The organism is Agromyces ramosus (assembly GCF_004216665.1).
GTDB lineage: Bacteria > Actinomycetota > Actinomycetes > Actinomycetales > Microbacteriaceae > Agromyces > Agromyces ramosus.
This window is the reverse complement of sequence record NZ_SGWY01000002.1, coordinates 910,846-934,382: the sequence shown is the minus strand read 5'-3', so window position 1 is coordinate 934,382 and position 23,537 is coordinate 910,846. Positions and strand designations below refer to the sequence as shown.

Annotated in this window: 31 protein-coding genes, 1 tRNA gene and 2 pseudogenes; 18 read left to right on the top strand and 16 right to left on the bottom strand. The window is 65.3% G+C overall.

From position 1 onward, the window contains the following. Window positions 1–8: 8 nt before the first annotated feature. Window positions 9–82: transfer RNA gene (locus tag EV187_RS10975), tRNA-Ile, on the top strand. Between the two features lie 462 nt (window positions 83–544). On the opposite strand, the pseudogene EV187_RS18755 reads toward EV187_RS10975, so the two are convergent. Beyond that, window positions 545–709: pseudogene (locus EV187_RS18755) on the bottom strand (family 1 glycosylhydrolase); the annotation flags it as partial. Between the two features lie 172 nt (window positions 710–881). Here EV187_RS18755 and EV187_RS10965 point away from each other — a divergent pair. The 3 genes from EV187_RS10965 (at window position 882) to EV187_RS10955 (ending at window position 2,749) form a co-directional block, all read left to right on the top strand. Next, on the top strand, window positions 882–1,604 hold the full coding sequence (locus EV187_RS10965) for an alpha/beta fold hydrolase (protein WP_207221806.1): 723 nt from the start codon (window positions 882–884) through the stop codon (window positions 1,602–1,604). 73 nt (window positions 1,605–1,677) lie between these two features. After that, window positions 1,678–2,343, top strand: coding sequence for a trimeric intracellular cation channel family protein (locus tag EV187_RS10960; protein WP_130353057.1), 666 nt, complete (start codon window positions 1,678–1,680; stop codon window positions 2,341–2,343). Between the two features lie 178 nt (window positions 2,344–2,521). Beyond that, window positions 2,522–2,749, top strand: coding sequence for a hypothetical protein (locus EV187_RS10955; protein ID WP_130353056.1), 228 nt, complete (start codon window positions 2,522–2,524; stop codon window positions 2,747–2,749). Between the two features lie 780 nt (window positions 2,750–3,529). Here EV187_RS10955 and EV187_RS10950 read toward each other — a convergent pair. From EV187_RS10950 to EV187_RS10940, 3 genes are all read right to left on the bottom strand, one after another. Next, window positions 3,530–4,630 carry an LLM class flavin-dependent oxidoreductase gene (locus tag EV187_RS10950; protein WP_130353055.1) on the bottom strand — a complete coding sequence of 367 codons (1,101 nt, stop codon included), beginning with the start codon at window positions 4,628–4,630 and terminating at the stop codon, window positions 3,530–3,532. Between the two features lie 67 nt (window positions 4,631–4,697). Continuing rightward, window positions 4,698–5,354 (bottom strand): NADPH-dependent F420 reductase, encoded by a 657-nt coding sequence (locus tag EV187_RS10945; RefSeq protein WP_130353054.1) that lies wholly within the window; start codon window positions 5,352–5,354, stop codon window positions 4,698–4,700. Then, the gene (locus EV187_RS10940) at window positions 5,351–6,472 is read right to left on the bottom strand and encodes an LLM class flavin-dependent oxidoreductase (RefSeq protein WP_130353053.1); all 1,122 of its coding nucleotides are present in this window, start codon (window positions 6,470–6,472) and stop codon (window positions 5,351–5,353) included. Before EV187_RS10940 ends, EV187_RS10945 begins: the two co-directional genes overlap by 4 nt. An 81-nt stretch (window positions 6,473–6,553) precedes the next feature. Here EV187_RS10940 and EV187_RS10935 point away from each other — a divergent pair, with 81 nt between their 5' ends. Continuing rightward, complete coding sequence (locus tag EV187_RS10935) at window positions 6,554–6,943, top strand: winged helix-turn-helix transcriptional regulator (RefSeq protein WP_278039346.1); 390 nt, start codon at window positions 6,554–6,556, stop codon at window positions 6,941–6,943. 41 nt (window positions 6,944–6,984) lie between these two features. On the opposite strand, the gene EV187_RS10930 is transcribed toward EV187_RS10935, so the two are convergent. Continuing rightward, on the bottom strand, window positions 6,985–8,064 hold the full coding sequence (locus EV187_RS10930; RefSeq protein WP_242609542.1) for a radical SAM protein: 1,080 nt from the start codon (window positions 8,062–8,064) through the stop codon (window positions 6,985–6,987). 147 nt (window positions 8,065–8,211) lie between these two features. After that, window positions 8,212–8,460, bottom strand: a complete 249-nt coding sequence (locus EV187_RS10925) for a putative quinol monooxygenase (protein WP_278039455.1) — start codon at window positions 8,458–8,460, stop codon at window positions 8,212–8,214. A gap of 45 nt (window positions 8,461–8,505) precedes the next feature. Here EV187_RS10925 and EV187_RS18750 point away from each other — a divergent pair, with 45 nt between their 5' ends. The 4 genes from EV187_RS18750 (at window position 8,506) to EV187_RS10905 (ending at window position 11,442) form a co-directional block, all read left to right on the top strand. Continuing rightward, window positions 8,506–8,679 (top strand): winged helix-turn-helix transcriptional regulator, encoded by a 174-nt coding sequence (locus EV187_RS18750; protein WP_242609541.1) that lies wholly within the window; start codon window positions 8,506–8,508, stop codon window positions 8,677–8,679. Between the two features lie 141 nt (window positions 8,680–8,820). Then, window positions 8,821–9,570: an SDR family NAD(P)-dependent oxidoreductase gene (locus EV187_RS10915; RefSeq protein WP_130353051.1), complete on the top strand. Its 750-nt coding sequence runs from the start codon at window positions 8,821–8,823 to the stop codon at window positions 9,568–9,570. Window positions 9,571–9,625: 55 nt separating this feature from the next. Next, window positions 9,626–11,086, top strand: a complete 1,461-nt coding sequence (locus EV187_RS10910) for an MFS transporter (protein ID WP_130353050.1) — start codon at window positions 9,626–9,628, stop codon at window positions 11,084–11,086. After that, complete coding sequence (locus EV187_RS10905) at window positions 11,086–11,442, top strand: nuclear transport factor 2 family protein (RefSeq protein ID WP_130353049.1); 357 nt, start codon at window positions 11,086–11,088, stop codon at window positions 11,440–11,442. The genes EV187_RS10910 and EV187_RS10905 overlap by 1 nt, the downstream gene beginning before the upstream one ends. A 171-nt stretch (window positions 11,443–11,613) precedes the next feature. On the opposite strand, the gene EV187_RS18550 is transcribed toward EV187_RS10905, so the two are convergent. The 3 genes from EV187_RS18550 to EV187_RS10895 form a co-directional block, all read right to left on the bottom strand. Next, window positions 11,614–12,024 carry an SDR family oxidoreductase gene (locus tag EV187_RS18550; protein WP_207221805.1) on the bottom strand — a complete coding sequence of 137 codons (411 nt, stop codon included), beginning with the start codon at window positions 12,022–12,024 and terminating at the stop codon, window positions 11,614–11,616. Then, on the bottom strand, window positions 12,021–12,338 hold the full coding sequence (locus tag EV187_RS18545) for an SDR family oxidoreductase (protein ID WP_207221804.1): 318 nt from the start codon (window positions 12,336–12,338) through the stop codon (window positions 12,021–12,023). Before EV187_RS18545 ends, EV187_RS18550 begins: the two co-directional genes overlap by 4 nt. An 82-nt stretch (window positions 12,339–12,420) precedes the next feature. Then, a complete protein-coding gene (locus EV187_RS10895; RefSeq protein ID WP_130353048.1) occupies window positions 12,421–12,951 on the bottom strand; it encodes a MarR family winged helix-turn-helix transcriptional regulator in 531 nt (176 codons plus the stop codon). Between the two features lie 157 nt (window positions 12,952–13,108). Here EV187_RS10895 and EV187_RS10890 point away from each other — a divergent pair, with 157 nt between their 5' ends. The 4 genes from EV187_RS10890 to EV187_RS10875 all read left to right on the top strand — a co-directional run bounded on the left by EV187_RS10890 (window position 13,109) and on the right by EV187_RS10875 (window position 15,994). Continuing rightward, on the top strand, window positions 13,109–13,516 hold the full coding sequence (locus EV187_RS10890) for a nuclear transport factor 2 family protein (protein ID WP_130353047.1): 408 nt from the start codon (window positions 13,109–13,111) through the stop codon (window positions 13,514–13,516). After that, window positions 13,504–14,625: a DNA alkylation repair protein gene (locus EV187_RS10885; RefSeq protein ID WP_207221803.1), complete on the top strand. Its 1,122-nt coding sequence runs from the start codon at window positions 13,504–13,506 to the stop codon at window positions 14,623–14,625. Before EV187_RS10890 ends, EV187_RS10885 begins: the two co-directional genes overlap by 13 nt. 16 nt (window positions 14,626–14,641) lie before the next feature. After that, the gene (locus EV187_RS10880) at window positions 14,642–14,947 is read left to right on the top strand and encodes an MGMT family protein (RefSeq protein WP_130353045.1); all 306 of its coding nucleotides are present in this window, start codon (window positions 14,642–14,644) and stop codon (window positions 14,945–14,947) included. A gap of 69 nt (window positions 14,948–15,016) precedes the next feature. Beyond that, on the top strand, window positions 15,017–15,994 hold the full coding sequence (locus tag EV187_RS10875) for an alpha/beta hydrolase (RefSeq protein ID WP_207221802.1): 978 nt from the start codon (window positions 15,017–15,019) through the stop codon (window positions 15,992–15,994). Window positions 15,995–16,128: 134 nt separating this feature from the next. Here the strand turns inward: EV187_RS10875 and EV187_RS18940 are convergent, their stop codons facing one another. After that, a complete protein-coding gene (locus tag EV187_RS18940; protein WP_423190886.1) occupies window positions 16,129–16,446 on the bottom strand; it encodes a nuclear transport factor 2 family protein in 318 nt (105 codons plus the stop codon). An 86-nt stretch (window positions 16,447–16,532) separates the two neighbouring features. On the opposite strand from EV187_RS18940, the gene EV187_RS10865 reads away from it, so the two are divergent. Then, window positions 16,533–16,727, top strand: a complete 195-nt coding sequence (locus EV187_RS10865) for a hypothetical protein (protein WP_130353044.1) — start codon at window positions 16,533–16,535, stop codon at window positions 16,725–16,727. Here EV187_RS10865 and EV187_RS10860 read toward each other — a convergent pair. The 4 genes from EV187_RS10860 to EV187_RS10845 form a co-directional block, all read right to left on the bottom strand. Next, window positions 16,714–17,271 carry a MarR family winged helix-turn-helix transcriptional regulator gene (locus EV187_RS10860; protein WP_130353043.1) on the bottom strand — a complete coding sequence of 186 codons (558 nt, stop codon included), beginning with the start codon at window positions 17,269–17,271 and terminating at the stop codon, window positions 16,714–16,716. The two genes, EV187_RS10865 and EV187_RS10860, sit on opposite strands and share 14 nt — an antisense overlap. Before the next feature lie 408 nt (window positions 17,272–17,679). After that, window positions 17,680–17,826, bottom strand: coding sequence for an LLM class flavin-dependent oxidoreductase (locus tag EV187_RS10855; protein WP_130353042.1), 147 nt, complete (start codon window positions 17,824–17,826; stop codon window positions 17,680–17,682). 198 nt (window positions 17,827–18,024) lie between these two features. Further along, complete coding sequence (locus tag EV187_RS18935; protein WP_130353041.1) at window positions 18,025–18,252, bottom strand: hypothetical protein; 228 nt, start codon at window positions 18,250–18,252, stop codon at window positions 18,025–18,027. 303 nt (window positions 18,253–18,555) lie between these two features. Beyond that, complete coding sequence (locus EV187_RS10845) at window positions 18,556–19,419, bottom strand: alpha/beta fold hydrolase (RefSeq protein WP_130353040.1); 864 nt, start codon at window positions 19,417–19,419, stop codon at window positions 18,556–18,558. An 89-nt stretch (window positions 19,420–19,508) separates the two neighbouring features. Here EV187_RS10845 and EV187_RS10840 point away from each other — a divergent pair, with 89 nt between their 5' ends. Further along, complete coding sequence (locus tag EV187_RS10840) at window positions 19,509–20,081, top strand: TetR/AcrR family transcriptional regulator (protein WP_130353039.1); 573 nt, start codon at window positions 19,509–19,511, stop codon at window positions 20,079–20,081. Between the two features lie 215 nt (window positions 20,082–20,296). Here EV187_RS10840 and EV187_RS10835 read toward each other — a convergent pair whose 3' ends face one another. Beyond that, window positions 20,297–20,869 carry a YceI family protein gene (locus EV187_RS10835; protein WP_130353038.1) on the bottom strand — a complete coding sequence of 191 codons (573 nt, stop codon included), beginning with the start codon at window positions 20,867–20,869 and terminating at the stop codon, window positions 20,297–20,299. Between the two features lie 91 nt (window positions 20,870–20,960). On the opposite strand from EV187_RS10835, the pseudogene EV187_RS18740 reads away from it, so the two are divergent. Beyond that, a pseudogene (locus EV187_RS18740) lies at window positions 20,961–21,110 on the top strand (IS3-like element ISAar45 family transposase); the annotation flags it as partial. A 700-nt stretch (window positions 21,111–21,810) separates the two neighbouring features. Here the strand turns inward: EV187_RS18740 and EV187_RS10830 are convergent. Next, window positions 21,811–22,095: a hypothetical protein gene (locus EV187_RS10830; RefSeq protein ID WP_130353037.1), complete on the bottom strand. Its 285-nt coding sequence runs from the start codon at window positions 22,093–22,095 to the stop codon at window positions 21,811–21,813. 157 nt (window positions 22,096–22,252) lie between these two features. Here EV187_RS10830 and EV187_RS10825 point away from each other — a divergent pair, with 157 nt between their 5' ends. Beyond that, complete coding sequence (locus EV187_RS10825; protein WP_130353036.1) at window positions 22,253–23,260, top strand: helix-turn-helix domain-containing protein; 1,008 nt, start codon at window positions 22,253–22,255, stop codon at window positions 23,258–23,260. 146 nt (window positions 23,261–23,406) lie between these two features. Further along, the gene (locus EV187_RS18870) at window positions 23,407–23,535 is read left to right on the top strand and encodes a hypothetical protein (protein ID WP_278039333.1); all 129 of its coding nucleotides are present in this window, start codon (window positions 23,407–23,409) and stop codon (window positions 23,533–23,535) included. Window positions 23,536–23,537: the final 2 nt, after the last annotated feature.

The following is a 23,537-nucleotide window of genomic DNA, read 5'->3' as shown; positions in this document are numbered from 1 at the left end:
CGGCGCGGGGGGCGGTAGCTCAGCCGGTCAGAGCAGTGGACTCATAATCCATCGGTCACGGGTTCAAGTCCCGTCCGCCCTACGGAAACAGCCTCTGATCAGTGATTTCATCCTGGTATCAGCTGTTCCATGCACACGAATTGACTTCTAGGGCGGTCCGGCTAAGGTGCTGGGCTGAGTTCGATTCGTCTCGGATGCGCTGGTACTCGGACCCTGCAGTCGATGTTCGCGGGCCCTCTCGTACTCTTGGCGGTGGCGCGTTCGGCGGTCGCGGCTGAGTTGGTCTGAGCCCACGTTGTGACGCATTGCGTCGATGGGCGGTGCGTCCACGCACGCAATTAATCACCGGCGCTGGCACCGCGGGGCCGGCGAGTTCTGCCCTCGGTTCTAGGTGCCGCGCTGCTGCTCGCGGCCGGGCGATTCCCTCTGCGACGTGCACTCGGTTCGAGTCGCGTCGAACGCCACGCGCCTGTCTCGCCGACGCGTCTAGCCGGCTCGGCTGTCCGTTGATGTCCAGGTTAGCCCGGCGGCATCCGTTGTCGCGCTCGGTAGTCGCCCGAGCCGGCCAGCCGCCGGCGTCCTCGAGCACCTGCGGCAGATCCCAGTGGTACAGCGTGACGAGGGGCCGGATGCCCCGCTCCCGCATCCCTGCGAGGAGTGAGCGGTAGAACGCCACGGCCGCGGGGTTGAGCGCTCCGACACCACCTGGGGCTTGCTGAGGAATCGGCATGCAATATGTTGCGCACGGTGTTGGCCCTGAACTCAAGTCGAAACGCCTTACTGCTTTCTGGATTCATCATGCAATATATTACGTATCGCTGGTGTTACACCTTCACAACAACCCGCCCCGGCTCATGGGAGCCGAATCTGGAAGGAAAGTCATGACAACCACCGAAGAGATCAAGAACGTCGTCCTCGTGCACGGGGCGTTCGCGGACGGGTCCGGCTGGCGCCGGGTCTACGACCTCCTCACCGCTCGCGGCTACCGCGTCTCGATCGTGCAGAACCCGCTCACCTCGTTCGCCGACGACGTCGCCGCAACCAACCGCGTCCTGGACGCACAGGACGGACCGGCCATCCTTGTCGGCCACTCGTGGGGAGGCACAGTCATCACGGAGGCGGGCGTCCACCCGAAGGTCGCCGGCCTGGTTTATGTGTCTGCTCTCATCCCGGATGTCGGTGAGACCAGCGGGCAGCAGTACGAGGGCTTCGCGGCCACGCCCGAGTTCGTCATCGACGTGACCGACAACGGCTTTGGCTACCTCAACCGCGACGCCTTCCACTCCGGATTCGCCGCCGACGTGAGTGAGGCCGACGCGATGTTTCTGGCCGACAGCCAAGTGCCGGTGAACATGGCCGTCTTCGGCGAGGCAGTCACGGAGGCCGCGTGGCGCGACAAGCCGAGCTGGGCGGTCATCGCGACCGAGGACAAGGCGTTCGACCAGGCGATGCTCCAGCACATGGCCAGCCGCATCGGCGCCCACATCACCAACGTCCCCGGCAGCCACGCCCTCTTCATCACGCAGGCCGAGGCCGTCGCCGACGTGATCGCCACTGCCACGAACTCCGCGGCCAAGGTGGCGGCCGAAGCCGGCGCTCGCTGACGCCTCGCAACCCGCCCGGGGTCAGCTTGCCTGCGACGACGAGCTGACCCCGGTCCCACTCCGGAGAAGCATCATGTCGATCACGACGTTTCAGGTGGCGCTCTGGGTCGAACTGCTTGCTGCAGGGCTCGGAGGACTTCAAGGTGCATTGTTCGCAGCTGTCTCCCGTCATCGGCGCATCGATGTCCTCGGCGTGCTCGTGATCGGATTGATCGTCGCGCTCGGCGGAAGCTTGCTGCGCGATGTCGTCCTGAACCAGCCTCCGGTGGTGATCTGGATGAACTGGTATCTGGTTGTCGCCGGCGCCGCGGCCCTGATCGGTATGATCCTCCAGCCCTTGATCGCCCATGTCGGTTGGCTGATCACCGTGCTCGACGCCATCGTGATGGGGCTGTTCGGTGCGATTGGCGCCACCAAAGCGCTCTCTCTCGGCGTCGGCGAGGTGGGTGCGTTGGTCGTCGGAGTGATCGGCGCCATCGGCGGCGGCATGCTCCGCGACATCGTTCTCAGCCTGCCGGTGTCGTTCCTGCAGGTCGGAACGCTCTACGCCGTCGCCGCCGGCTCCGGGGTCGGCCTCCTCGTTCTGCTCATCGGGCTCGGAACTCCCGTGCCGCTCGCGGGAGCCATCTGCGTTGCAGCGACCACGATCCTCCGCCTCGTGGCCGTTGTCTTCGGCTGGACCTTCCCCGAGCAGCGGTCACTCCCCAGACCCCATCGCCGGACACGGGAGCAATCGTGAACCACCACGACCTCGCCCTCCAGGCGGGAGGCTATCGACCACAGTCGGCGCACGGTCCTCCTACCAGAGGAACTGAGATGACAACGACCGCCACCATCCGGACCATGACGGCCGCGCTGGATTCCAGCAACGACGGCGACTACGAGGGCCTGTGCTCGCTGTTCACCCGAACGGTAGCGTGACGCACAAGGAATATCACCATCACAGGCGGCGGGAAATCGCCGCCTGGTTCTCCCAAATCCTCGCGGTGCTGATCGGCCCAATCAGCGTTTTCCGGCGCGGGGTGCAGTACATCATCGACGCGGAGGTCGACGGCGTTTCACCGGACGGCTCCCAGCTGCACCGCTTCACGTTCGTCCTCGTCGAACATCAGATCCGATCGATGTCCGTCAACGTCGTCCGATAAGGGGCCCGTCGCAGCACGTGAACGCCAACCGCACGCTACCACCTGTGGAGCACCGCGACGATCGGACGATGATCGCTCTCGTGTCATCGAAGGACGTGACCACATACGCTCCTGGCACCCTCCACGCCGACCCGGTCAAGACGTGATCGATCGGGGACGCTAGCCAGGGCGGTGCGGAGACCGGGCAGGTGCCGATCGCAGCAGCGCCCGCGCTCAGGGACGCATCCTCACAGGACCCGATCAGCCCGTCGCCGTCACCCAATCCTCACAGGTGATCGAGCGTCGCGTTCAGGTCGCCCACGACCATCACGTCCGGGGAGTCGCACTGGTCGGCGACCACTACAGCCCGGCCCGCCAGGTGCCCATCTGCGACGGGCCAGAATAGTCGGCCCTGTTCCGTCCACCGGCCGCAGTACGACGCTTGGCAGACCAGGCGTCGCACCCGCGACTTGGTCCACCTGGTAGTCGCCGAGATGGTCGGCCATCCGAATGGAGGTAACGAGACCGGCGGCGAGTTCTCCTACGCGACGACCCTCACCGGGCAGCGTCAGGACGGACCCGATAAGTGAACGGTCATAGCGCACCTAGAGGGGGAGTTCTGGGCGGCGTCGTCGACCTGCCGTTCCGGTTCACCCTCCGTGGCGAGATGTTTTCGAAGCTGATCATCGCGCTCTGGAAGCCCGGCCGCGGCGCCGCCACCGGTACCGCACCTGATGGCACAGCGACGGGGGGTGCCAGCGTCATTCACGCGGGCACCTCCTGTTGCTGTGCGCGGGACCATCAGGATGCGGCGCCGCTCACGGACACCGCGGGCATGCTGGCCCGGCCTATCAGTTGGTCGACGCTGGTGTTGCCGAGCTCCCGCTGCACGAGGGGGCGCACCTCGGTCCCGAACAGCTCGATCGCGTGGAGTAGGTCCTTCTGCGGGACGGCCCCCATGTCGATGTGGATGTACTGACGCACGTGACCCCAGTGCTCGTGCATGAGCAGAATGCGTTCGGCGATCTCCTCCGGGGAGCCGATGAGCAGCCCTCCGCCGGCGGCGGTGTCGCGCTCATAGGATGCGCGATCGGGGGGCAGGAACCCACGCTGCTCTCCAACGGTCTTCATGAACTGGCGCCAGTGCGGCCACCACGCCTCGCGAGCCTGCCTACCGTCCTGCATCAGAAATCCGGGGCTTCCGAGCATGATCAGCGTCTGTTCCGGGGTGTTGCCGAACTGTTGGGCGGCGTGACGATACAGCTGGGCGTTGGTGGAGCTACGGGTGGCGCTGCCACCGAGAACTCCGGTCGCCATGGGTAGCCCAAGGCTCGCCGCGCGGATGACGGAGTTCGGATTACCGCCCACACCGAGCCAGATCGGGATCTGGCCGTGCTCAGCACGGGGCGGAACGTACTGGCCAGTGAGTGTCGGACGGGTCGTGCCCTCCCAGGTGACGTGCGCGGACCGGTTTACCTCAAGCAGCAGGTCGAGCTTGTCGGCGAATAAGCGGTCGTAGTCCTGTAGGTCGTATCCGAACAGCGGGTAGGACTCGATCGACGATCCACGGCCGGGGATCATTTCCACCCGCCCGTTCGAGATCGCGTCGACGGTGGAGTATTGCTCGTAGATCCGCACGGGATCGTCAGTGCTCAGCACCGTTACCGCGCTGGAGAGCTTGATCCGGTTGGTCACCTGGGCCGCCGCCGCAAGGACTGGGGCCGCGGCCGAGACAGGGAAGTCCGGGACGTGGTGCTCCCCGAGCCCGAACCAGTCGAGTCCCGCCTGCTCGGCCACGACGATGGACTCGACGACGTTGCGTACAGCCTGCGCCTCCGAGATACGTGTTCCAGTGCGGGGATCGCGGCTTGCGTCGCCGAATGCGCCAATACCGAGTTCCATGGGTTGTTCTCCTTCAATCGGGTGCACCTGCACGACTGCGGGGACGTGTCCTCGGTGCTGGTCGTTGCTAGGCCGAGTGGACGACGCTCGATGTCACCGACCGGCGGATGTCGTCGGCTGTCGGACGGGCTCCGAAAAGCGGGGTGCCTGGCTGGAGCTGCTGACCGTGCTCGAGCCTGTCAAGGGCGACGGGTTCGTATCCGATTCGGTTGATCAGCTCCGCGACCAGGGCGACATCTTGTGCCACGTCTCCCGCCACGGCCATCCCGAGACGTTCGGGGTGCCCGGCTGGACGACGGTCGGGTTCGAGATCGTGGTAGCCGGTGTGGTTGAACGTCTTCACGAGATGCGAGATCCCGAGCAACTCACGCACCACCACGCTGGATCCCGCCGGGGCGTCCTCGAACGCGGCAATGGTCCCGTCGACCGGGGGCCAGTAGTTCATCGCATCGATGACCAGCTTCCCGGCGAGCACCACTGGGTTCACCGACGAGAGTCGGTGGAGCGGGAGCGCTAGGATCACCAGGTCAGCGTCCGCGGTCGCTTCATGCGCCCACCGTGCGGACGCTCCCGGCGCGGTGAACGCCGCGATCATTTCAACATTCGCCGGGCGCCCCGATCCCGCAAGCGTGACCTCGTATCCGGCGTCGACGAGCGTGCGGGCGATCGAGGTGCCGACACGGCCGGCACCGAGGATCGCAACCCGATTGATCGGCACCGTCATCGCGTCGCCGCCTCGGCCGGTTGCATCATCAGTGCACGCACACGGGGGGCCACGTCAGTGCCGAAGCGTTCGATGCTCTCCTTCTTGTCGTGATGCGGCATCCGGCTGGCTGCCGCGACGAAGTCAAACCGTGATGCGCCGACCAGCTGCATGCCGGCTGCGATTCGCTGGGCGACAGTCTCCGCGGAGCCGACCAGCAGACTTCCGGCGGCCACCTCGGCGTCGAATCGTTCGCGCCGGTAGGGAGCCCAGCCGCGCTTGGGCGCCTCGGCGTTCATCACGGCCGACCACACCGGCCAGAACCGTTCCACCGCTTCCTCTTCGGTATCGGCGATGTATCCATGGACGTGCATCCCGATCGGCTGCTCGACCTGCCCGAACTCGGCCGACGCTTCGCGATACAGCCGTGACAGGGCGGCGAACCGGGACAGTGAGCCGCCGATGATGCCGAACATCAGTGGGAGCCCGAACCGTGCGGCGCGCACGACGGATTGCGGACTGCCGCCCACACCAACCCATACCGGGATTGCGCCGGCGGAGACCTGGGGCTCCAGCACCTGCTCAGTCAAGGCGGTGCGGAAGCGGCCAGACCACGTGACCGGTTGATCCCGCAACAGCCTCATCAGCAGGTCGACCTTCTCGTCGAACAGCTCCTCGTACTGTGCTAAGTCGTACCCGAACAGCGGGAATGACTCGATCGCCGACCCGCGCCCCACGATCATCTGAGCACGGCCACTCGACACCGCATCCAGCGTCGCGAACTCGTTGAACACCCGCACCGGGTCCTGCGTGCTCAGAACGGTCACGGCGGTGCCGAGCCGGAGCGTTTCGGTCCGCGACGCGATCGCTGCCAGAACGACGGGGCCAGCGGAGTCCATCATTCCGCGGCGGTAGTGCTCAGCGATGCCGAACGAATCCAGACCGGCCCGTTCAGCAGCAACAGCCTCGTCGACGACATCCCGCAGCACCTGGGCGCCGGGGACAGGAGTTCCCGTGGCGTCGTCGTATTGGAAAGCGAAGGTGCCGATCCCGAAGTGCAAACCGCCGGGGGCCGGGTCGCTGATTCGCGGCTCGGGGGGCCGGGATGGCAGCTGATTTCGATCCGATGGGTTACTCATGGTAACTTGAGTACCACCCGGTAACCGGTCACTTCAATGTTACCCGTGCCCCAGTGACCAAATTGAGGAAAGAGGGACAAGATGGACTACTCCGCGAGCCCCATGCTGCACATCTGCAACGAGGGAGACCCGGCTCTCTTTCGATCGATCCTCGACCGCGTGGGCAGTAAGTGGACCGTCATCGTCATCGGCTTGCTCGAGCAGCGGCCGCATCGTTTCACAGAGCTCCTGAACGCGATCCCGGGCATCTCGCGCAGGATGCTGACGATTAGCCTGCGCACGCTGGAGCGTGACGGGCTGATCGAGCGCGAGGTGTTTGCGGAGGTGCCCCCTCGTGTCGAGTACCGCGCGACAGCTCTGGGAATCAGCCTGAGCGAACCGGTGATCGCACTGGCCACGTGGGTCGCCGATCACAAGGCCGAGATTGCGGCTACCCGGGCCACGGTCGACGCAGCAGCCGACAGCGAGTGAGCAACGGGCGGGTGTCCGCGCGGTGCCGCGTGCCTTTCCCGTCAGAAGAGGGTGGGTTCGGTGGACCGCTGGGCAGGCGCCTTAGACGCGCCATTCAGGCCGAATTTGTCCGCGGTGTCCGCGTCAGGAAGCGGTAGGCCGTACTTCTTCAGAAGAGGGAAAAGCTGGCCCCGCAGCCACACCCGATAGCTCTCCGGCGCGCTTGCGCCTGTTTTGTACAGGCTCTGATAGCGCGCGACCAACTCCGGATGGGATCGGCTCAGCCACGAGAAAAAGGTCGGTCTGACCCTCGGCGAGAGGAACAGCGACGTGTACAGCACGCTCGTCGCCCCGGCTTCGGCAATGGACCGCACCATAGCCTCAAGCTGGTCTGGCCGGTCGCTGAGGAGCGGCAGAATCGGTGCGATGAAAACCGCGCAATCTAGGCCGGCCTCACGGATCTCTGTCACGGTCTTGAGGCGCGCTGCGGTGCTGGGGGTTCCAGGTTCGAGCGACTGTTGAAGGGCGTCGTCGATGAGCGAGATTGACAGCCCCGGCTCGACGTGCGCTCTCTCATTCGCAGCCGCCAGGAGAGTAAGGTCCCGACGAATAAGCGTCCCCTTCGTGAGGATTGAGAACGGTACCCGGGTATCGCCGAGGGCCTGGATGATGCCCGGCATCAACTTGTAACGGCCTTCGGCTCGCTGATAAGGGTCAGTGCTCGTTCCGAGCGAGACACGCGGCGGTAGTTCCCGCTTCCGTTTGAGCTCGTTTCGAAGCACCTCAGCGATGTTCGTCTTGACAACGATCTGCGTCTCGAACTCCTCAGCGCCGAAGCCGAGATGACCATGGGTGGGCCTCGCATAGCAGTAGAAGCATGCATGAGTGCATCCCCGATACGGGTTGATCGTCCACTCATCCGGCAGCATGCGAGACGCTGAATCGACGTGATTGAGGGCCGATTTCGCGAGCACCTCATGGAACGTCACATTGTGGAATTCAGGAGATTGCACGCTTCGTATCAGGTTCGATACCCGCGCCAGAGCTGGGAGCGCATCCGGTGCGATCGCGTCAGTGCGCTGACCCGCCCACCGCAGCCCCGAGGGGGGCGACTGCTCACCCGGATTGGTGCCGTTCGACATCACACCGGCATAGTACGGCCGACATGCGACATCCCAGGAACGAGGCAAGGAGAGGTGCCAGCACCCTTCGTCCTGTGTGTAGCGCGGGCGCCGCTCGCCATGCAGGCGGGCGACGCCCGGGGGTTACCTCGACCCGCTGGAGATGCCTCAGATGACTGCGTGCACCCACTGTGCGTTCGAGAAGTCCAGGGTCTCGGCGAACCGGCCGAGGTAGGGGTACAGGTCCGGGTTCTCGATGTGCTTGCGCAGATCCTCTCCGGTCACCCAACGCTCGCTGATTCGGTACGAGCCGATCTCATCGGGGCTCTGGTAGATCGCGTACATCTCGTAGCCCGGCTCTTCTCGCGCGATGTCCATCACGGCTCGCATCGTCTTCTCGACATCGGCGGCGTCCACGCCCGCCTTCAATCGGGCGTCGCCCCAGTATCCGACCGGCTGCGCTTGAAGCAATTGCAGGAACGCCACCTCGTCGAGCGCACGGTCATCCCCAGTACGCCGGTGCAGATCACGTACACGCTCACCTCTGAGGCGAAGGAACTCATCGCCATTCTCCACCCGCTGGCGCAATGGAGTGAACGCCACCTCCCGCCCGACGAGGCCAAACAGCCGGAGTAATCCTCTGACCTCAACGGCGTGCTGCGCCGACACTGCCTCAGGAAAACCTCGCCGATTAGTGTCCCCAGAGACAGTAAATGTGATACTGTCCTGTAGGACGGTTTCTGGCAGGGACCGCGGCTGTCAAAGGAGGTTCTGGCAATGAGGTTCGAGGCGAAGGTAGCAGTCGTCACCGGAGGCGCTTCGGGAATGGGGGAGGCGACGGCGCGACGGCTGGCTGCCGAAGGCGCCAAGGTGGTCGTTGCCGATCGAAACATCGAAGCGGCCGAGTCCGTGGCGCTGACCATCGCCGCTGCGGGCGGCATTGCGGTTTCGCAGTACACCGACGTGGCGGACCCAGCGTCGGTCGCGAAGATGGTCGAGCGGGCCGTGAGTGAGTTCGGGCGCTTGGATCTTGCCGCGAACGTGGCAGGTGTCGCGCAGGCACCGACCTCGCTTGCCGAGACGACGCTCGAGCTCTGGGACCGCGTACACGCGGTCAACGACCGAGGGCTGTTCCTCTGCCTTCAGAGCGAGATCCCGGAAATGCTGAAGGCCGGGGGCGGCGCGATCGTCAACGTGTCATCACTCAATGGCCTTCGCTCTTTCGCTCAGATGACGGCCTACGGCAGCAGCAAGTTCGGCGCGACATCGACCACCGGGACGATCGCCGCCGAGTTCGCCGGCCGCAAGATCCGCGTCAATGGTGTCGCACCGGGCTCGATCGACACTCCCATGCTGGCCACTCTCCCGCGCGAAACGCTCGATGCCTTCTCGGCGACGCTGCCGATGAAGCGATTGGGGACCGCCGACGAGATCGCAAACGTGATCGCCTTTCTCCTGTCGGACGAAGCGTCGTACGTGTCGGGCGTAATGCTCCCCGTCGACGGCGGCTGGCTCGCGTCGTCCTAAGCAACCCCCACCCCGAAGCATCCCGTTTCTCACCAACTCGCACAGAAAGAATCCGATGACCAACACGATCCTCGACGCCCCGGCGCTGCACACACACCCGGCACCGCATACACATATCCGCGGTAAGGCGTTAGCGCTGCTTGCGGTGCTATGCGGAGCTCTCTTCCTCGACGCGCTCGACGTGTCGATGCTTGCGGTGGCGATCCCGCGAGTCGGCATAGACCTGAACATGACCACGACGCTTCCTTGGGTGATCGCGGGATACGTGCTCGGCTACGGAGGCTTCCTGCTTTTCGGAGGTCGAGCCGCCGACCTTCTCGGCCGCCGGCGCGTGTTCCTGATCGCCCTAGCTGGATTCGTTCTTATGTCGGTGTTGGGCGGCTTCGCCTGGAACGGGGAAGTGCTGATCGCGACTCGCTTCCTCAAGGGCATCGCGGCGGCGTTTACCGCGCCAGCGGCGCTATCCCTTGTCGCAACCTCGTTCCAAGAAGGCCCGGCGCGGAATCGTGCACTGTCCTTCTACACGGCGACCGGATCGGCAGGCTTCACGTTCGGACTGATCTTCGGCGGGCTGCTGACCGAGTGGGACTGGCGCGCAGTGTTCTTCGGGCCGGCGATCGTCGGCGCAGTCCTTTTCATCGCAGGCCTCTTGGTGATCCCCGCTCACCCGCGCAGCGAGCAGCGAGCGCGGCTGGATGTGCCGGGGGCGGTGCTCATCACGCTCGCGATGATGGCGATTGTTTATGGCTTGACTCTCGGTCCAGACCAGGGCTTGGGCAACGTGGCCACATGGGGTCCGCTCCTGCTGAGTGTGATTCTTCTCGGGGTCTTTGTTGTTGTGGAACGTCGGCAGCCCTACCCGCTTCTTCCCTCGCACGTGTTGAAGTCGTGGCCGAGAATCAGAGCCAATCTCGGAGTTCTGGTTTTGGTGGGGTCGTGGAACGCCACACAGTTCCTGCTGACCATTCACTTCCAAGACACGCTCCAGTGGTCCCCTGTGGTCACCGCAGCGGCGTTCTGGCCGGCCGGGGTGCTCGGGCTGTTCGTGGCCCCATTCATGGCCCGGCTGATCAAGAGATTCACCTTGCTTGGTGTGATGGCCTTCGGTCTGCTGCTCACGGTGGTGGCGTACGGGCTCCTGCACTTCGTGTCCCTCGATTCGATGTACTGGGTTGCTTTCTTCCCGGCCTTCGCACTGGTCGGCATTGCATTCACTCTGATCTTCAGCACGGGAGCCATCGGAGCCACGAGCGGCCTACCGGGAAACGAGCAAGGCGTCGCCGGCGGAGTTCTTCAGACCGCCGCGCAATTCGGGGTGGCGGTGATGCTGGCGATTACGACCGCGGTTTACCGGGGAAACCTGCCTGCGAATGCCTCACCCGAGCAGGAGTTGTCCGCCTATGAAGCCGGCTGGGTCGTCCCGCTTGTCGCCTCCGTACTCGTTTTCAGCGTGGTCGCAGTCAGCGTCCGCCCCACCAAGCGCACGAGAAACCTCGTCGAAGAAGGGAACAAATAATGAGCAAGACACTGAAGAACGACGAACTGCCGGCCGCGGTGCACGGCTTCGTCGACGGATGGCAGGGACGCGAAGCGGGCAAGGTCGAAGCACTGTTCGCCGAGAACGCGGTGGTCACCGACCAGGGCGAGACCCATCGCGGCCTGGACGAGATCCGCACCTGGATCAACGAGGCGATCAACCTCTTCACCACCACCCTCACCTTCCTCGGTGCGCGCGAGGTCGACGGGATGGTGGGAGCGTCGTACCGCCTCGAGGGCGACTTCCCCGGCGGAGTCGCGGAGCTGGAGTACCAGTTCCATCTCAACGACGAGGGACAGATCGTCCAGCTCGTTTTCGCCCCGTCGGCCGCTTGACCGATCGACACGAGAAGAAGAGGCTGCCTCCAATTGGAGGCAGCCTCTTCGTCATTGCTCGACATGGGCGCGGCCCCAGTCTGTAGCCCGAAGCTGACACCGCCGGCGGCCAAAGACAACGCGCCGGCCAGCCAAAGGGCGACTGACCGGCGCGTGAAGTGACGTGTGTTGTCAGGTGGTGGGGACTGTTCCGCCGTCGATCACAAACTCGGCGCCCACGATGGCTGATGCCCGGTCGGAGACGAGGAAGCCCACCAGGTCAGCGACCTCTTCCGTCTCCGCAAAGCGCCCCAGGGGGACGCCTCCGAGCGAGTCCATGACGCGCTGCTCAGCCTCATCGCGGGTTATACTGTTCGATTCTGCGATCCGGTCGAAGAACACCGCGGCGCCCTCGGTCCTGATGCCACCGGGGCTGATCGCGTTCACGCGCACGCCCTTCGGTGCGAGCTCGGTGGCGAGTCCCTTGCTGTACGTACGTAGCGCTCCCTTAGCCGCCGCATAGGGGAGCGTCGCCTCCCACTGAGGCAGCTCGCGCTGGATCGAGGTGAAGTGCAGAACGACTCCCGACCCCTTGGCGATCATGCCGGGGATGAGCGCGCGATCCAGCCGCACGGCGCCGAGAAGGCCTTGACCAACTCGGCAGCAACGAGTTCGGTGCCCTCCTTCGTCGAGGTGTCGGCAGCGATGAATCGGTCGGGGTATTCATATCCCTCGGGCATCGACCGGGCCGACACGAACACGTCCGCACCGAGCTCTCGCAGCCTCTTCACGACGGCGACGCCGGTGCCCTTCGTACCTCCGGTGACCAACGTTCGGCGACCGTCCAGGCGATCGCGATCTGCATGTGACATGTGTGTGTGCTTCCCATCCCTCGATGAAGTCTTCAGCATCGACATGAGCCGTTGCGAAGATCCTGTCCTATAGGACAGTATAACGACTGCTGTCCGCTGGGACATGAATAAGCGACGGGGTAAAGCGTTACTTCTTGGGTGGGAGAAGGCCTCGTTCGAGCATCTGCTCGGCGGAGCTGATCGCGTCTTTGACGAATCTCGCTGTGAGGTCGGTGTAGGTGCGGACGTCGCTGTCGGACCATCCCTCGAGAACCTCGGCGATCATCCGGTCGCCGAGCGCGTACACACCATGAGCTGCGGCCACGCCGGCTTCCGTGAGGCTGATGAGCGTTGCCCGACCGTCGGAGGGGTCGGTCGTGCGCTGCACCCACCCGTCTGCTTCAAGTCGGCGCACGATTTTGCTCACGTGCGACGCTCCGGTCGCGAGGACTTCAGACAGGGCGGTCGGTCGCATCGGACCCCAGGCGAGCAGGTGCCGGAGGGTCGCGTGGGCCGGCTGGTCGATGCTCTCCCCGCTCTTCGCGAGGATCTCGCCCTGGAAGCGTGGCGAGTCCCACAGCAGGATCAGTGCGCTGAGGTTGGCCAGCAGCTCGGAACGGTACGGGAAGTCGCTCGCGCGGCGCGGTCTTGTCGCTTGGGAGTCTGCGCTGGTGGCCATCCCAAAATTCTACTGAATGCGACTCAGAATAGTGTCGCTCAAGACACTAAGAAGTTATACTGTCCCACAAGACAGGAAATCGCCGGTGCAGAGACTAGTGACTCGCTCTGGGCTGTGGGGGCTCCGTTGACGACGTAGACCCACGAGAAAGAAGAACATGAGCACCATCACTCTCCCCAAGGCGGTCGAGGATTTCGTCGCCGCGAACAACGCGCACGACGCCGACGCGCTGGCGGCCGTGTTCACGGACGGCGCCGTCGTCCACGACGACGGCAAGACGTTCACCGGCGAGGCTGAGGTCAGCGGATGGGTGACAGTCGCACCTGATCGAGCCGAAGGTCATCATCACTCCCATCTCCTTCGAGGAGGGCCGCCTCATCGCCTCTTCCACGGCGGACCCCCCGGGCGGGCCGTAGACGTTCGCATTCGCCTTCGCCACGGAGGGCGATCGCGTCAGCGAGATAAGCATCGACCTGGCCCGACGGCGAAGCGACTCGGGGGAGCGCCGACGCTGCCCCCGGTCCTCGATGAAAGGACGTCGCTATGGGAGCGATGGACGAGCTGATCAACCCGAGGGTGATCGGCAACCTGCGGTCGTCGCTGAAGACGGTCGAGCCGACGCTTGAGCTGTCGACGTTGACCCGGGCACGTTCGGTCCTCGACGGGATGCGGCTCCGGGACAGGGTCGACCTCGTTCGCGACGCGCTACTCAGGGATCTTCCTGGGGGGTTCCCTGAAACAGTGCGCATCGTGGGTGAGCTCCTGTCGGTGCCGGAGTTCGCGGGCTGGATGATCTGGCCCACGACAGAGTTCGTCGCCGCACGAGCGCTGCACGACGGGTCGACGGTCGCTTTCGATGGGGGCATGGCGCTTCTTGCCCGACTCACTGTGGGGCTGAGCAGCGAGTTCGCGATCCGCGAGATGCTGATCGCCAGACCCCAACGCGCGCTCGGCACCATCGAGACGTGGACGGACCGTGAGAACGAGCACGTGCGTCGCCTGGCCAGTGAGGGCACGCGCGCTTACCTGCCGTGGGCGAAACGCGTGCCCTGGCTGATCGAGAATCCCGATGCCACTCGAGGAATTCTGGATGCGCTCTACCGCGACGGCGCCGAGTATGTGCGGCGGTCGGTGGCGAACCACCTGAACGACCTCAGCCGAGTCGACCCCGCTACCGTGACGAGCACGGCTCGGGGGTGGGCCGAGAACGCCGACGCACATACACCCTGGGTCATCCGCCAGGGCCTCCGCACCCTGATCAAGAACGCGGACCCGGAGGCATTGGCGTTGGTCGGGTACTCCGGTGACCGAGTGCGCGTTGATCGGCCGCAGGTATCGAACACCGTTGTGCGCGTCGACGAGGATGCGCTGACCTTCACCGCGGTTGTCACCAACGAGGACGACACTGACGCCGCTGTAGCGATCGACTACTCGATCGGATTCCAGCGCGCCAACGGGACCGTCAGCCCGAAGACGTTCAAGCTCACCTCGCGAAAACTCGCGCCCGGCGAGAGCGTCACCGTCACCAAGACGCACTCCTTCCGGCGCATCACCACCCGCACTTACTACCCCGGGCGGCACTTCGTCACCGTGCAAGCCAACGGCACACGCTCACCGGAAGCGGAGTTCACGGTGGTCGACGTCAGCAAAGGCGCTGTGACGTTAGGCGCGTGAGAGAGGGGACAAACCGGTGAGCAATCTGACAGAACGAATCCTCCACACCGTGAGAGCGATTCCTGAGGGACGTGCGATGACGTATGGCGACATCGCCCGCGCGACCGGCACTGGCGCCCGCGCCGTTGGCCGCATCCTTCACAACGGCGGACATGAGATTCCGTGGTGGCGCGTCGTCGACGCGGACGGGCGCCCGTACCCCGCTGCCGCCGACGCTGTGCGCGCCAAGTTCCACGAGGAGTCCACCCCGCTCCTGGAAGACAGCACGAGCAGCGTTCGCGTCGACCTCGCAGAGGCGTCATGGACCCCGCGCGACGTGTAAGCCTTCCCGCCCGCTCGGCGCGGGGAATGACAGGCGCGGCACGACGTGCCACGCCCGACACACTCACCCATGATCCGCGACTACGCGGGGAAGAAAGACACCATGCCATTCACACTGGACCCAGAGGTCGCGGCACTCATGGCAGCGGCGGGGCCGCAAACCGAGGCAAACACGAGCGAACGCGACGACCCGATAACCCTGCGGGAAATCGGTAACAGGAACCTCGCTCTCGCCGACGCCACAGCACCGGATGCGCCCAACGTTGAGCGCGAGGACATCGAGGTCCCGGTTGCCGATGGCTCGTCGATTCCGGCTCGCTGGTACACGAAGGCTGGCTCCAACCGCGGGTCGGCCGTCGTGTACGCGCATGGCGGCGGCATGATCTGCGGCTCTGTCGCGGTCTACGACCGGTTCGTCGCGAGCTACGTCGAGAAGACCGGTGTGCCGTTCCTATCGGTCGACTACCGGCTGTCGCCGGAGTACCCGGGGACGACCCTCGTCGACGACACCCACGAGGCGTTGAAGTGGCTGATCGCGCACGCGGCCGAACGCGGTATCGACCCCCAGCGCGTCGCCATCATGGGTGACAGTGGTGGCGGCGGCATAGCCGCCGGAGTCGCCATCGCCGCCCGCGACGCCGGGACACCGATCGCGATGCAGATCCTTATCTACCCGATGCTGAATGACCGCACCACCACCCCGGACCCCGAACTGGCGGCGTTTGCCGCCTGGACCTGGGACAACAACTACACCGGGTGGCACGCGCTCCTTGGCGACGACATCGGTACGGATGAGGTGTCGCACTACGCGGTGCCGGCACGGATCACCGAATACCGCGGGCTCGCCCCCGCGTTCGTCGACTGCGGCGAGCTGGACATCTTCCGCGACGAAAGTGTGGCATGGGCGCGCGGGCTCTGGGAGGCGGGCGTCTCATGCGAGCTGCACATCCGCCCCGGGTCCGGACACGGATTCGACCGGCTCCCGATCGAAACGGCGATCGCGTCAGGAGCTTGGACCGACCGGCTCCGCGTCCTCGGCAACCTCTGAACCGTATGGCCTCCGCCGGCATGATCCGCGGAGGCCAACTTCTCAGCGATTGCGCCGCGCCGTCAAGCTAGGGGCGCGGGCGATCAGCCCCGAAGGCGTCCTCGGTGTCCTGATCCTGGCTGATGAGCGAGATTTCAGCGATCCGGCCGCCGTCCACACGGAGGACGTCGACGCCGCCCTGATCCATAGGGGGTGCCCTTCGCGGGTGGCGGAGAAGCGCACCGTCGTCGCGACAAGACCCCCGCCTCGGCCACCGAAAGTGTCGCGCGCCGGAACGTCTCTCCGTTGAGCTCCATGAACCGCCCGAGGTGCGCGACGATCGCATCCGGGCCGGCGTGGTCACCCGAGAGCTGATTACGCCCCGGCTGATGCCAAACCGCATCCCCATGCAACGTGGCAGCGAGTTCCGCAATGTCGCCGGCTGCGGCTACAGCGCCGTAACGGGCGATCACATCAGTAGGCTCATCGTTCACTCCTTAAGTCTGGGTGTTCCGGTTTCTCGTAGACCGGGCCTGTCGTGCGACCATCGTCGCGATCAATGCCCGGTTACTTCAACGTCACCGACACCAACCCGGTGAGGCGCTGCGAGTTGACCGACCTGGGGCGGGCGCTCCGGGACCCATTGCTCGCGCTGCAAGTGTCGGCGGAGTCCCACGCTGACGACGTGCTCGCCGCGCAGACGCGATTCGACCACCGACAGACCCCGCTGCTGGAGGACGTCAGGACCGAGTGAGGAAGTCATGGTCGAGTCCGTGCCCGCGCATCTGGACGGCTGACTCGATCACGTCGCTCACGAAACGCTCTGTGAGGGCGGTGTACTGCCGGACGTCGTCCAATGACCATCCTTCGAGCACCTCCGCAATCATCCGGTCGCCCAGGCCGTACACCTCCCGAGCCGCCGTCTCTCCTCGCGGGGTGAGGGTGATCAGGCAGGCGCGCCCGTCGGCCACATCCGCCTCACGTTCCACGTACCCGTCATCCGCCAATCGACGAACGATTTTGCTGACGTTCGACGCACCCGTGCCGAGCGCTTCCGCGAGAACGCTCGGGCGGATCGGCCCCCACGCAAAGAGGTGACGGAGGGCCTGGTGCGAGGCCTGATCGAGAGCTTCCCCCGACTTCGCGAGTATTTCCTCCTGGAGCGCAGGTGAATCCCACACCAGGATGAGCTCGCTCAGGGTGCTCGACAGGCGCGACCGGTACGGAAAGTTTCGAGGGCCGGGCAGGACGGAACGCAACGAGCCACCCTGAATCGCGGAACCCTCCTGCTCACTCATGTCACCATCCTACTGCCATACTGTCCCGCAGGACATTAAATGAGTGAACGGACGCCGGTCGGTGAGGTTCTCGACACCGCAATGCCACCGGTAACCGGGTCGCAGCTAACGGCGCCTGCTCGTCGATGGGCCGGGGTGTTTGATGTACTCCCACGAGGTGCATGCGACCGCGAGTCGCATGGCATCTACCGGGAAGTGTCCGATGAGCTGCCGCATCGACGGATCGGGATGGAAGGCCATCGAGCGCAGCAGTCGGCGGCCGCGGATCTCGACGTGCCGGATGATCGCGATGCGCCGGCTCTTGTTCGTACAAGTACAGACGCCGGGGTCAGGGGAGAGTGCTGTAACTGTGACATGGGGGACAGTGCTGCACCACGACCTGACCCTATAAGGATTCGAACACTTGCTCTAAGAGCTTCGGGGAGCGTGATGGCAGACCACCTGCGCCATCGTCGCGAACTCGTTGAGCACCCGCACAGGATCCTGCGTGTCCAGCACGGTCACCCCAGTGCCAAGTCGAATCGTCTCGGTCCGAGACGCGACTCCGCCGTCCATCGACCCGCCGGTATCAGGGCGGCGCACCGTAGCAGGAGACGTCAGTCGCGCGGGAACCGTCTCGGAGTATCGCGGCCTTCACGCGCTCAGTGATCCGCTCCGCAGCTCGTTCACGGCCCCACCCGAAATCCTCGGCCGCAAGGCGGAATTGCTCAGCCCGGAAATGGAAGAAGACGATACGGGCCGCATCGTCGACCGTCAGTCCTTGTGCAAGGTCACCGCACTCACGTCCTCCCTCGATGATCTGGCGCAGCCAATCAAGGTGGCGTTCATCCGCGTTGCGGAGGACGGAAGACGTTCGCGCCGGCGGATGAGCTCGGCCGCGTAGAGCCCGTTGACGGCCTCGGCGAAGGCGTTGTCGTACGAGTCGCCGACGGCTCCGGTGCACGGTTCCGCGCCGAGCTCGACGATCCGGTCGGTGTACACGACGGCGCCACCCGGGATTCAATTGGGATCGGCCGGAGTCGGGTCGGCACGTATCCGCACTGCTTTCAGCGGAGACTCCTCCCGAATGTCGTCGGCCGGTCCGGTGCGAAGCAGACGGTCAGAAGCCTTCGTTCATGACAGGTGGGACGGCGCGGCGGCGTACGAGTGGATGCTCCGGGGAGCGGATCCCCGGAGCATCCGCAGTTCGACTTCTCGTTCACCTTGCCGCCGGAATCGACATCGAGGTTCGCGGGACGTCGGCCCGCGGGACGATCCTCTCGGCTCGGCCCGCGGGGTCGTCGTTCACGCGGCTGCGCTGAGTGCCGAGGCGGCGACGAAGTTGGTGAGTGCCTCGTTGACCTCTTCTGCGTGGGTCCAGAGCAGGCCGTGCGGGGCTCCCTCGATCTCCACGTAGTCGGCGTCGGGAAGAAGGTCGCGAAGTCGGCGCCCGGTCACGTCGATCGGCAGGATGCGGTCTGCCGACCCGTGCAGGATCAAGGTCGGCTTCGCGGCCTTGCGCACCGCGTCGACATCCGCGCGGAAGTCCTCGATCCAGGTCGGCACCACGGCAAAGGCAGCGACGGGGGCGCTCTTGGTCGCGGTGTTCCAGCTCGCCGTCACGACCTCCTGGCTGATCCGCTCGCCGAGCGTCTCGTCGAGGTTGTAGAAGTTGCGGTAGAACTCGGTGAACCAGGCGTACCGGTCGTTCCGCGCGGCGTCGACGATGCCGTCGAAGACCTCCTGTGAAACACCCGCGGGGTTGTCGTGCGCCTGCACGAGGAACGGCTCGAGCGAGGCGAGGAACGCCAGCTTCGCCACCCGCTCGTGGCCGTAGTTCTTCACGTAGCGCGCGAGCTCACCGGTGCCCATCGAGAATCCGACGAGGATCACGTCGCGCAGGTCGAGGGTCTCGAGCAGCACGTTCAGGTCGGCGGCGAACGTGTCGTAGTCATAGCCCTCGGCGACCTTGCTGGAATCGCCGAAGCCGCGCCGGTCGTAGGTGATGACGCGGTAGCCGGCGGCGATGAGCTCGCGGGCCTGCAGCTCCCAGCTGTGGCCGTCGAGCGGGTAGCCGTGGATCAGCACGATCGGCTGGCCCTGCCCCTGGTCCTCGTAGTAGAGCTCGATGTCGGTGCTGTTCTGCGTTCCCACCGTGATGTATCCCATGTCAGGACTCCTTCTCAGTCTCGTGAGAACGAGCGTTCTCGAGATTGACGGTACGCTAGAGAACGAGGGTTCTCAAGTCGAGGAGAGAAATGACCGACGAAGACGAAGCGCGCGCTCGAATCGTCGCGGCCGCTGACGCGCTGTACTACGCCCGCGGCATCCACGAGGTCGGGATGGACGCGGTACGCGATGCGTCGGGACTCTCGCTCAAGCGGATCTACTCGATCTTCCCGTCGAAGGTCGAACTCGTCGTGGCGGTGCTGAGCGAGCGTCGGCACGTGTGGGACCGCGGCCTCGCGCAGGCCATGGCCACGCAGCCCGGGCCTCGCGGACAGCTGCTCGCGATCTACGACTTCCTGCGGGACTGGTTCGAGTCGGAGGACTTCCGGGGCTGCATCTTCATCAACTCCTTCGGTGAGTCCGGCCCGACGTCCGACCTCGTGGGGGTGATGGTCCGCACACAGAAGGCCGATTTCCAGCGTCTCGTGGAGCGACTCTCGCTCGAAGCCGGCGGGACCGCGACGCTCGCCCGTCAGCTCGCGCTGCTCGCCGAGGGAGCCCAGACGTCTGCGGCGATCGGAAACGACCCGAGCTGGGCCGACGATGCGCGCGCGGCAGCCGAGGCGCTCATCGACCTCGCCCTGGGCCGCCGCGCTGCCTGATCGGCGGCGCACCTGCGCCCAGGCAGCCTCGGTGCGGGTGGCCGCACCGAGGCTGCGGAGGATCGCGGACACGAGCACGCTCGCGGTCTTGCCGGTGATGAAGAGGCGCTCGCCGATCTGCCAATCGGCAGCGCCCGGTCGCGTCCCGTGTCGTCACCACCCACGCGCGCGACGTCGCACGACCCGCCGGGCCGGCGACGTCGCGCAACGCCGCCTCAGGCGGCCTGTTGTGCGTCGCTCTCGCGCTTGATCGCCGAGATCTCGAACTCGAGCGTGATCTTCTCCGAGACGAGCCAACCGCCCGAGTCGAGCGCCATGTTCCACTCCAGGCCGTATTCCCGGCGGTCGATGCGCCGCGTGCCCTCGAACCCGGCACGCAGTGCGCCGAAGGCGTCGGTCTCCACGCCGGTGAACTCGATCGGGATGGTGATCGGTTTCGTGATGTCTCGGATCGTCAGGTCGCCCGAGACCACGAGGGCGTTGTCGCCGACTTCCTCGATCCTGGTGCTCTTGAAGACGATGTCGGGCCACTTCTCCGCGTTGAAGAAGTCGGCGCTGCGCAAGTGGTCGTCGCGTTGTGTGTTGCGGGTGTCGACACTGGCGACCTTGAGCACGATCTCGGCGGTCGACTTGGTCGTGTCGTCGAAATCGACGTGCAGGCTGCCGGTCACGTCGTTGAAGGCACCGCGGACATTCGCCACCATGGCGTGTTTGGCCGAGAAGCCGATGCGAGTGTGGGCGGGGTCCAGGTCCCAGTCGCCGCTCAGGTCTGGTCGGTTGTCGGTCATGATCTCCCCATGGGTCGTTGCACGAACCCCAACAGTCTTTCACCCGCGGGCTGATCGAATGCTCCGCGGTGCCTGCGGCCGTCATCGGGGTCGGCCATGGACCACTCGAGAGCAGCTCCGACTCGCGATCGTGTGGATCGAAGCGCGCTATCACCGGCGCCGCCAACAACTCAGACTCGGGAAGTTGAGCCCCATCGACTTCGAGGCCATCATGAAGGACGCCGTCGCCCTGGCGGCGTAAGGAAACGAGTCAACCAAAGGCTCAGCATTCCCGAGCGAGTGGGGGAGACGTGCAGTCCTCCACGCTTGAGCGGATTCTTCGCCCGTCCCGCTGTTTGGGGAGAGGGCACCATTTCTAGCTCGAACTCGGAGACGAGCGTAGCCAGATCGCATGAGCGGCAAGGCGGTCGGATTCACATCTGTGACTTGATCCGCGCACGTTTATTCAACACTTTTGACTCGAGATCGCCCGAGACCGGTCGAACTGAATGCGTAGAGTTGAAGGACTGACAGCAACCGCCGGGCAAGGAATAACTGATGATCCCAAGATCGGTCGAGATCGCCGTTGACAGGGCGAGACGAAGGATCCGGGTCGAGTAGATCCATCGGTCACGGGTTCAAGTCCCGTCCGCCCTACGGTGAAATCGGTCTGATCAGGGTTTCTTGCCTTCATTGAAAGGCGGAGACTTGATGAGCTCTCCACGTATTCACTCGCATATTCCTGCGGTGTCGCATCCCGCGCCCCCTTCATGAGGAGGTGCACGTCCTGACTCGACGTTCCACGACGGGTTTGAATTCTGCTGTCGAACGATCTCCGCACGCTGCTCGGCTTCGCGGTGCGTCGGGGCGTCATCGCGGCGAATCCGGTCAAGGATATCGCTCGCATGAAGCGACCCAAGCGCATTCGGAAGGCGCTGACCGAACGCCGACGCGCCCGTCAGTCAATGGCAGCTGGTGGCCGGGTCCCCGTCGATGTCGCCGAGGAAGCTGCCGAACTCGCCGACGTGGGCGTCTTCGCCCAGGATCTCTCGGGTGACGTTCCCGAGTCCGAGTCGTGGCTCCTCCTGGGACGATGCGTGCTCGCCGATGTCGTGGTGGGCTATCGCTCGCTGCTGGGTCACCACGCCCAGGCAGTTGGCGGAGTCGGGCGTGTCTGCCGCGACCGGTCCGGCGGCTCCGAGTACGAGGAGCGACGCCGCCACCGCTGTCGCCAGTGTCCTGTTCATGTTGTCTCCTGATTTGTCGTCTGGGCTCGAAGGGGTGTCCTCGAACCGGCGCACAATTAAAATTCAGCGCTGCCGAGCGCCGCAATCATTTCGGGCCCAGCTGAAACCTGGCGGCCGTCGTTGACATGATCCGGCCTCGCGGGCCGACAATGAATTCATGCTGCGTCTTCACTTCGGGGTCGACGACCTTGCCCGGACGACGTTCGAGATGCCGTCGGTGATCGACGACATCGCCGGCAGCGCGCAGTCCGTGCAGCAACCTCACAGCCGGGTGCGAAGGCAATTCCAGGGTGCCAGGATGCCGCTGCCCCCCGCGACCCGGCCGCTGCTGGAGCTGGCCGCTGCCCACGGTGATGTGCCCGGCTTCCTCATCCCGGAGGCGACCGGCACGGTCGAGGAGCTGTTGGACCTGGTGATGGCCACCCCTCCAGCGCAGGTTCGCGCCGACTTGGAAGCCGCGGCGGCCACGTCGCCGCGAGCAGCCTGGGCGAGCGAACTCGCCACCGGGAGTGGGCGCGCGATGGATCTGCTTGGCGCGGCGATGGACGCCTTCCACCGGGAAGTAGTGGCACCGATGCGGCCCGGGTTCCGCAGGATCGTAACCGCCGAGCTCGGCCGCCTGGCCTGGCAGGCCGCCACACTAGGGATGGAGTCGGTCCTGAACAGTATGCATCCTGCGATCAAGTGGCGCGAAGGGCGGCTCGATGTCGATCTCCCGGTCGACGCCGACGTTCATCTGGAAGGGCGTGGCCTGATCATCAGCCCGTCCGCCGCCTGGTCCCGTCCGGGGTTCACGTTCCATTGGCGCGATCAGCTGGGCCTGATCTACCCGGTCCAGGCCGACTGGGGAGCACCGGCTGCGGTCGCCGACGACCTGAATCTCCGACTGGGCACCGTCCTCGGGGCGACCCGGGCGAAGGTGCTCACTGCTCTCGCCGAGGGACCGGCCGAGGGGCACACCACCAGCAGCCTGGCGACCAGCCTCGGCATCAGCCTGGCATCGGCCTCCTCCCATGCGGCGGCACTGCGCGGCGTCGGCCTCGTCAGTACCAGGCGTGCCGGGCGGGCCGTGCGGCACACTCTCTCAGACCTGGGCCGCAGGATGGTCACCGCCGAGCCGAGCGCCGAACCCGGCAATGCCGACCTGCGCCTGCTCCGCCCGTGACAGGCAGATCGTGAATCTTTGATTCGAGATCGCCCGAGAATGCTCGAGGTCGACGGGTAGCATCGAGGCTCGACAGTCATTGTCACCGCAAGGAACTCCTGATCACGTCGAGATTGTTCGAGGCATCCCATGCCGACGGCACGCGAGTGGAGGTCGTCGAGCGCATCGGCGGTCCATTCTTCCCATTCTTCGCCCGGCTGATCCCGCCGTTCGACGAGAACTTCGAGCAGTTCACCGCCGACCTGAAGAAGGCAGCGGAAGCCGCGGCCACCTAGGG

Bases quoted from the DNA above. Each gene is read 5' to 3' on its own strand.
- EV187_RS10960 (WP_130353057.1), top strand. From the start codon at position 1,678: ATGTCGATCACGACGTTTCAGGTGGCGCTCTGGGTCGAACTGCTTGCT.
- EV187_RS10830 (WP_130353037.1), bottom strand. From the start codon at position 22,095: ATGAACAGGACACTGGCGACAGCGGTGGCGGCGTCGCTCCTCGTACTC.
- EV187_RS10905 (WP_130353049.1), top strand. From the start codon at position 11,086: ATGAGCAAGACACTGAAGAACGACGAACTGCCGGCCGCGGTGCACGGC.
- EV187_RS10865 (WP_130353044.1), top strand. From the start codon at position 16,533: ATGCCCGGTTACTTCAACGTCACCGACACCAACCCGGTGAGGCGCTGC.
- EV187_RS18550 (WP_207221805.1), bottom strand. From the start codon at position 12,024: ATGATCGCCAAGGGGTCGGGAGTCGTTCTGCACTTCACCTCGATCCAG.
- EV187_RS10860 (WP_130353043.1), bottom strand. From the start codon at position 17,271: ATGAGTGAGCAGGAGGGTTCCGCGATTCAGGGTGGCTCGTTGCGTTCC.
- EV187_RS10835 (WP_130353038.1), bottom strand. From the start codon at position 20,869: ATGACCGACAACCGACCAGACCTGAGCGGCGACTGGGACCTGGACCCC.
- EV187_RS10885 (WP_207221803.1), top strand. From the start codon at position 13,504: ATGGACGAGCTGATCAACCCGAGGGTGATCGGCAACCTGCGGTCGTCG.
- EV187_RS10930 (WP_242609542.1), bottom strand. From the start codon at position 8,064: ATGTCGAACGGCACCAATCCGGGTGAGCAGTCGCCCCCCTCGGGGCTG.
- EV187_RS10935 (WP_278039346.1), top strand. From the start codon at position 6,554: ATGGACTACTCCGCGAGCCCCATGCTGCACATCTGCAACGAGGGAGAC.
- EV187_RS10845 (WP_130353040.1), bottom strand. From the start codon at position 19,419: ATGGGATACATCACGGTGGGAACGCAGAACAGCACCGACATCGAGCTC.
- EV187_RS10950 (WP_130353055.1), bottom strand. From the start codon at position 4,630: ATGGAACTCGGTATTGGCGCATTCGGCGACGCAAGCCGCGATCCCCGC.
- EV187_RS18545 (WP_207221804.1), bottom strand. From the start codon at position 12,338: ATGTCGATGCTGAAGACTTCATCGAGGGATGGGAAGCACACACACATG.
- EV187_RS10945 (WP_130353054.1), bottom strand. From the start codon at position 5,354: ATGACGGTGCCGATCAATCGGGTTGCGATCCTCGGTGCCGGCCGTGTC.
- EV187_RS10875 (WP_207221802.1), top strand. From the start codon at position 15,017: ATGATCCGCGACTACGCGGGGAAGAAAGACACCATGCCATTCACACTG.
- EV187_RS10840 (WP_130353039.1), top strand. From the start codon at position 19,509: ATGACCGACGAAGACGAAGCGCGCGCTCGAATCGTCGCGGCCGCTGAC.
- EV187_RS10915 (WP_130353051.1), top strand. From the start codon at position 8,821: ATGAGGTTCGAGGCGAAGGTAGCAGTCGTCACCGGAGGCGCTTCGGGA.
- EV187_RS10965 (WP_207221806.1), top strand. From the start codon at position 882: ATGACAACCACCGAAGAGATCAAGAACGTCGTCCTCGTGCACGGGGCG.
- EV187_RS10940 (WP_130353053.1), bottom strand. From the start codon at position 6,472: ATGAGTAACCCATCGGATCGAAATCAGCTGCCATCCCGGCCCCCCGAG.
- EV187_RS10895 (WP_130353048.1), bottom strand. From the start codon at position 12,951: ATGGCCACCAGCGCAGACTCCCAAGCGACAAGACCGCGCCGCGCGAGC.
- EV187_RS10825 (WP_130353036.1), top strand. From the start codon at position 22,253: ATGCTGCGTCTTCACTTCGGGGTCGACGACCTTGCCCGGACGACGTTC.
- EV187_RS10910 (WP_130353050.1), top strand. From the start codon at position 9,626: ATGACCAACACGATCCTCGACGCCCCGGCGCTGCACACACACCCGGCA.
- EV187_RS10890 (WP_130353047.1), top strand. From the start codon at position 13,109: ATGAGCACCATCACTCTCCCCAAGGCGGTCGAGGATTTCGTCGCCGCG.
- EV187_RS10855 (WP_130353042.1), bottom strand. From the start codon at position 17,826: ATGGACGGCGGAGTCGCGTCTCGGACCGAGACGATTCGACTTGGCACT.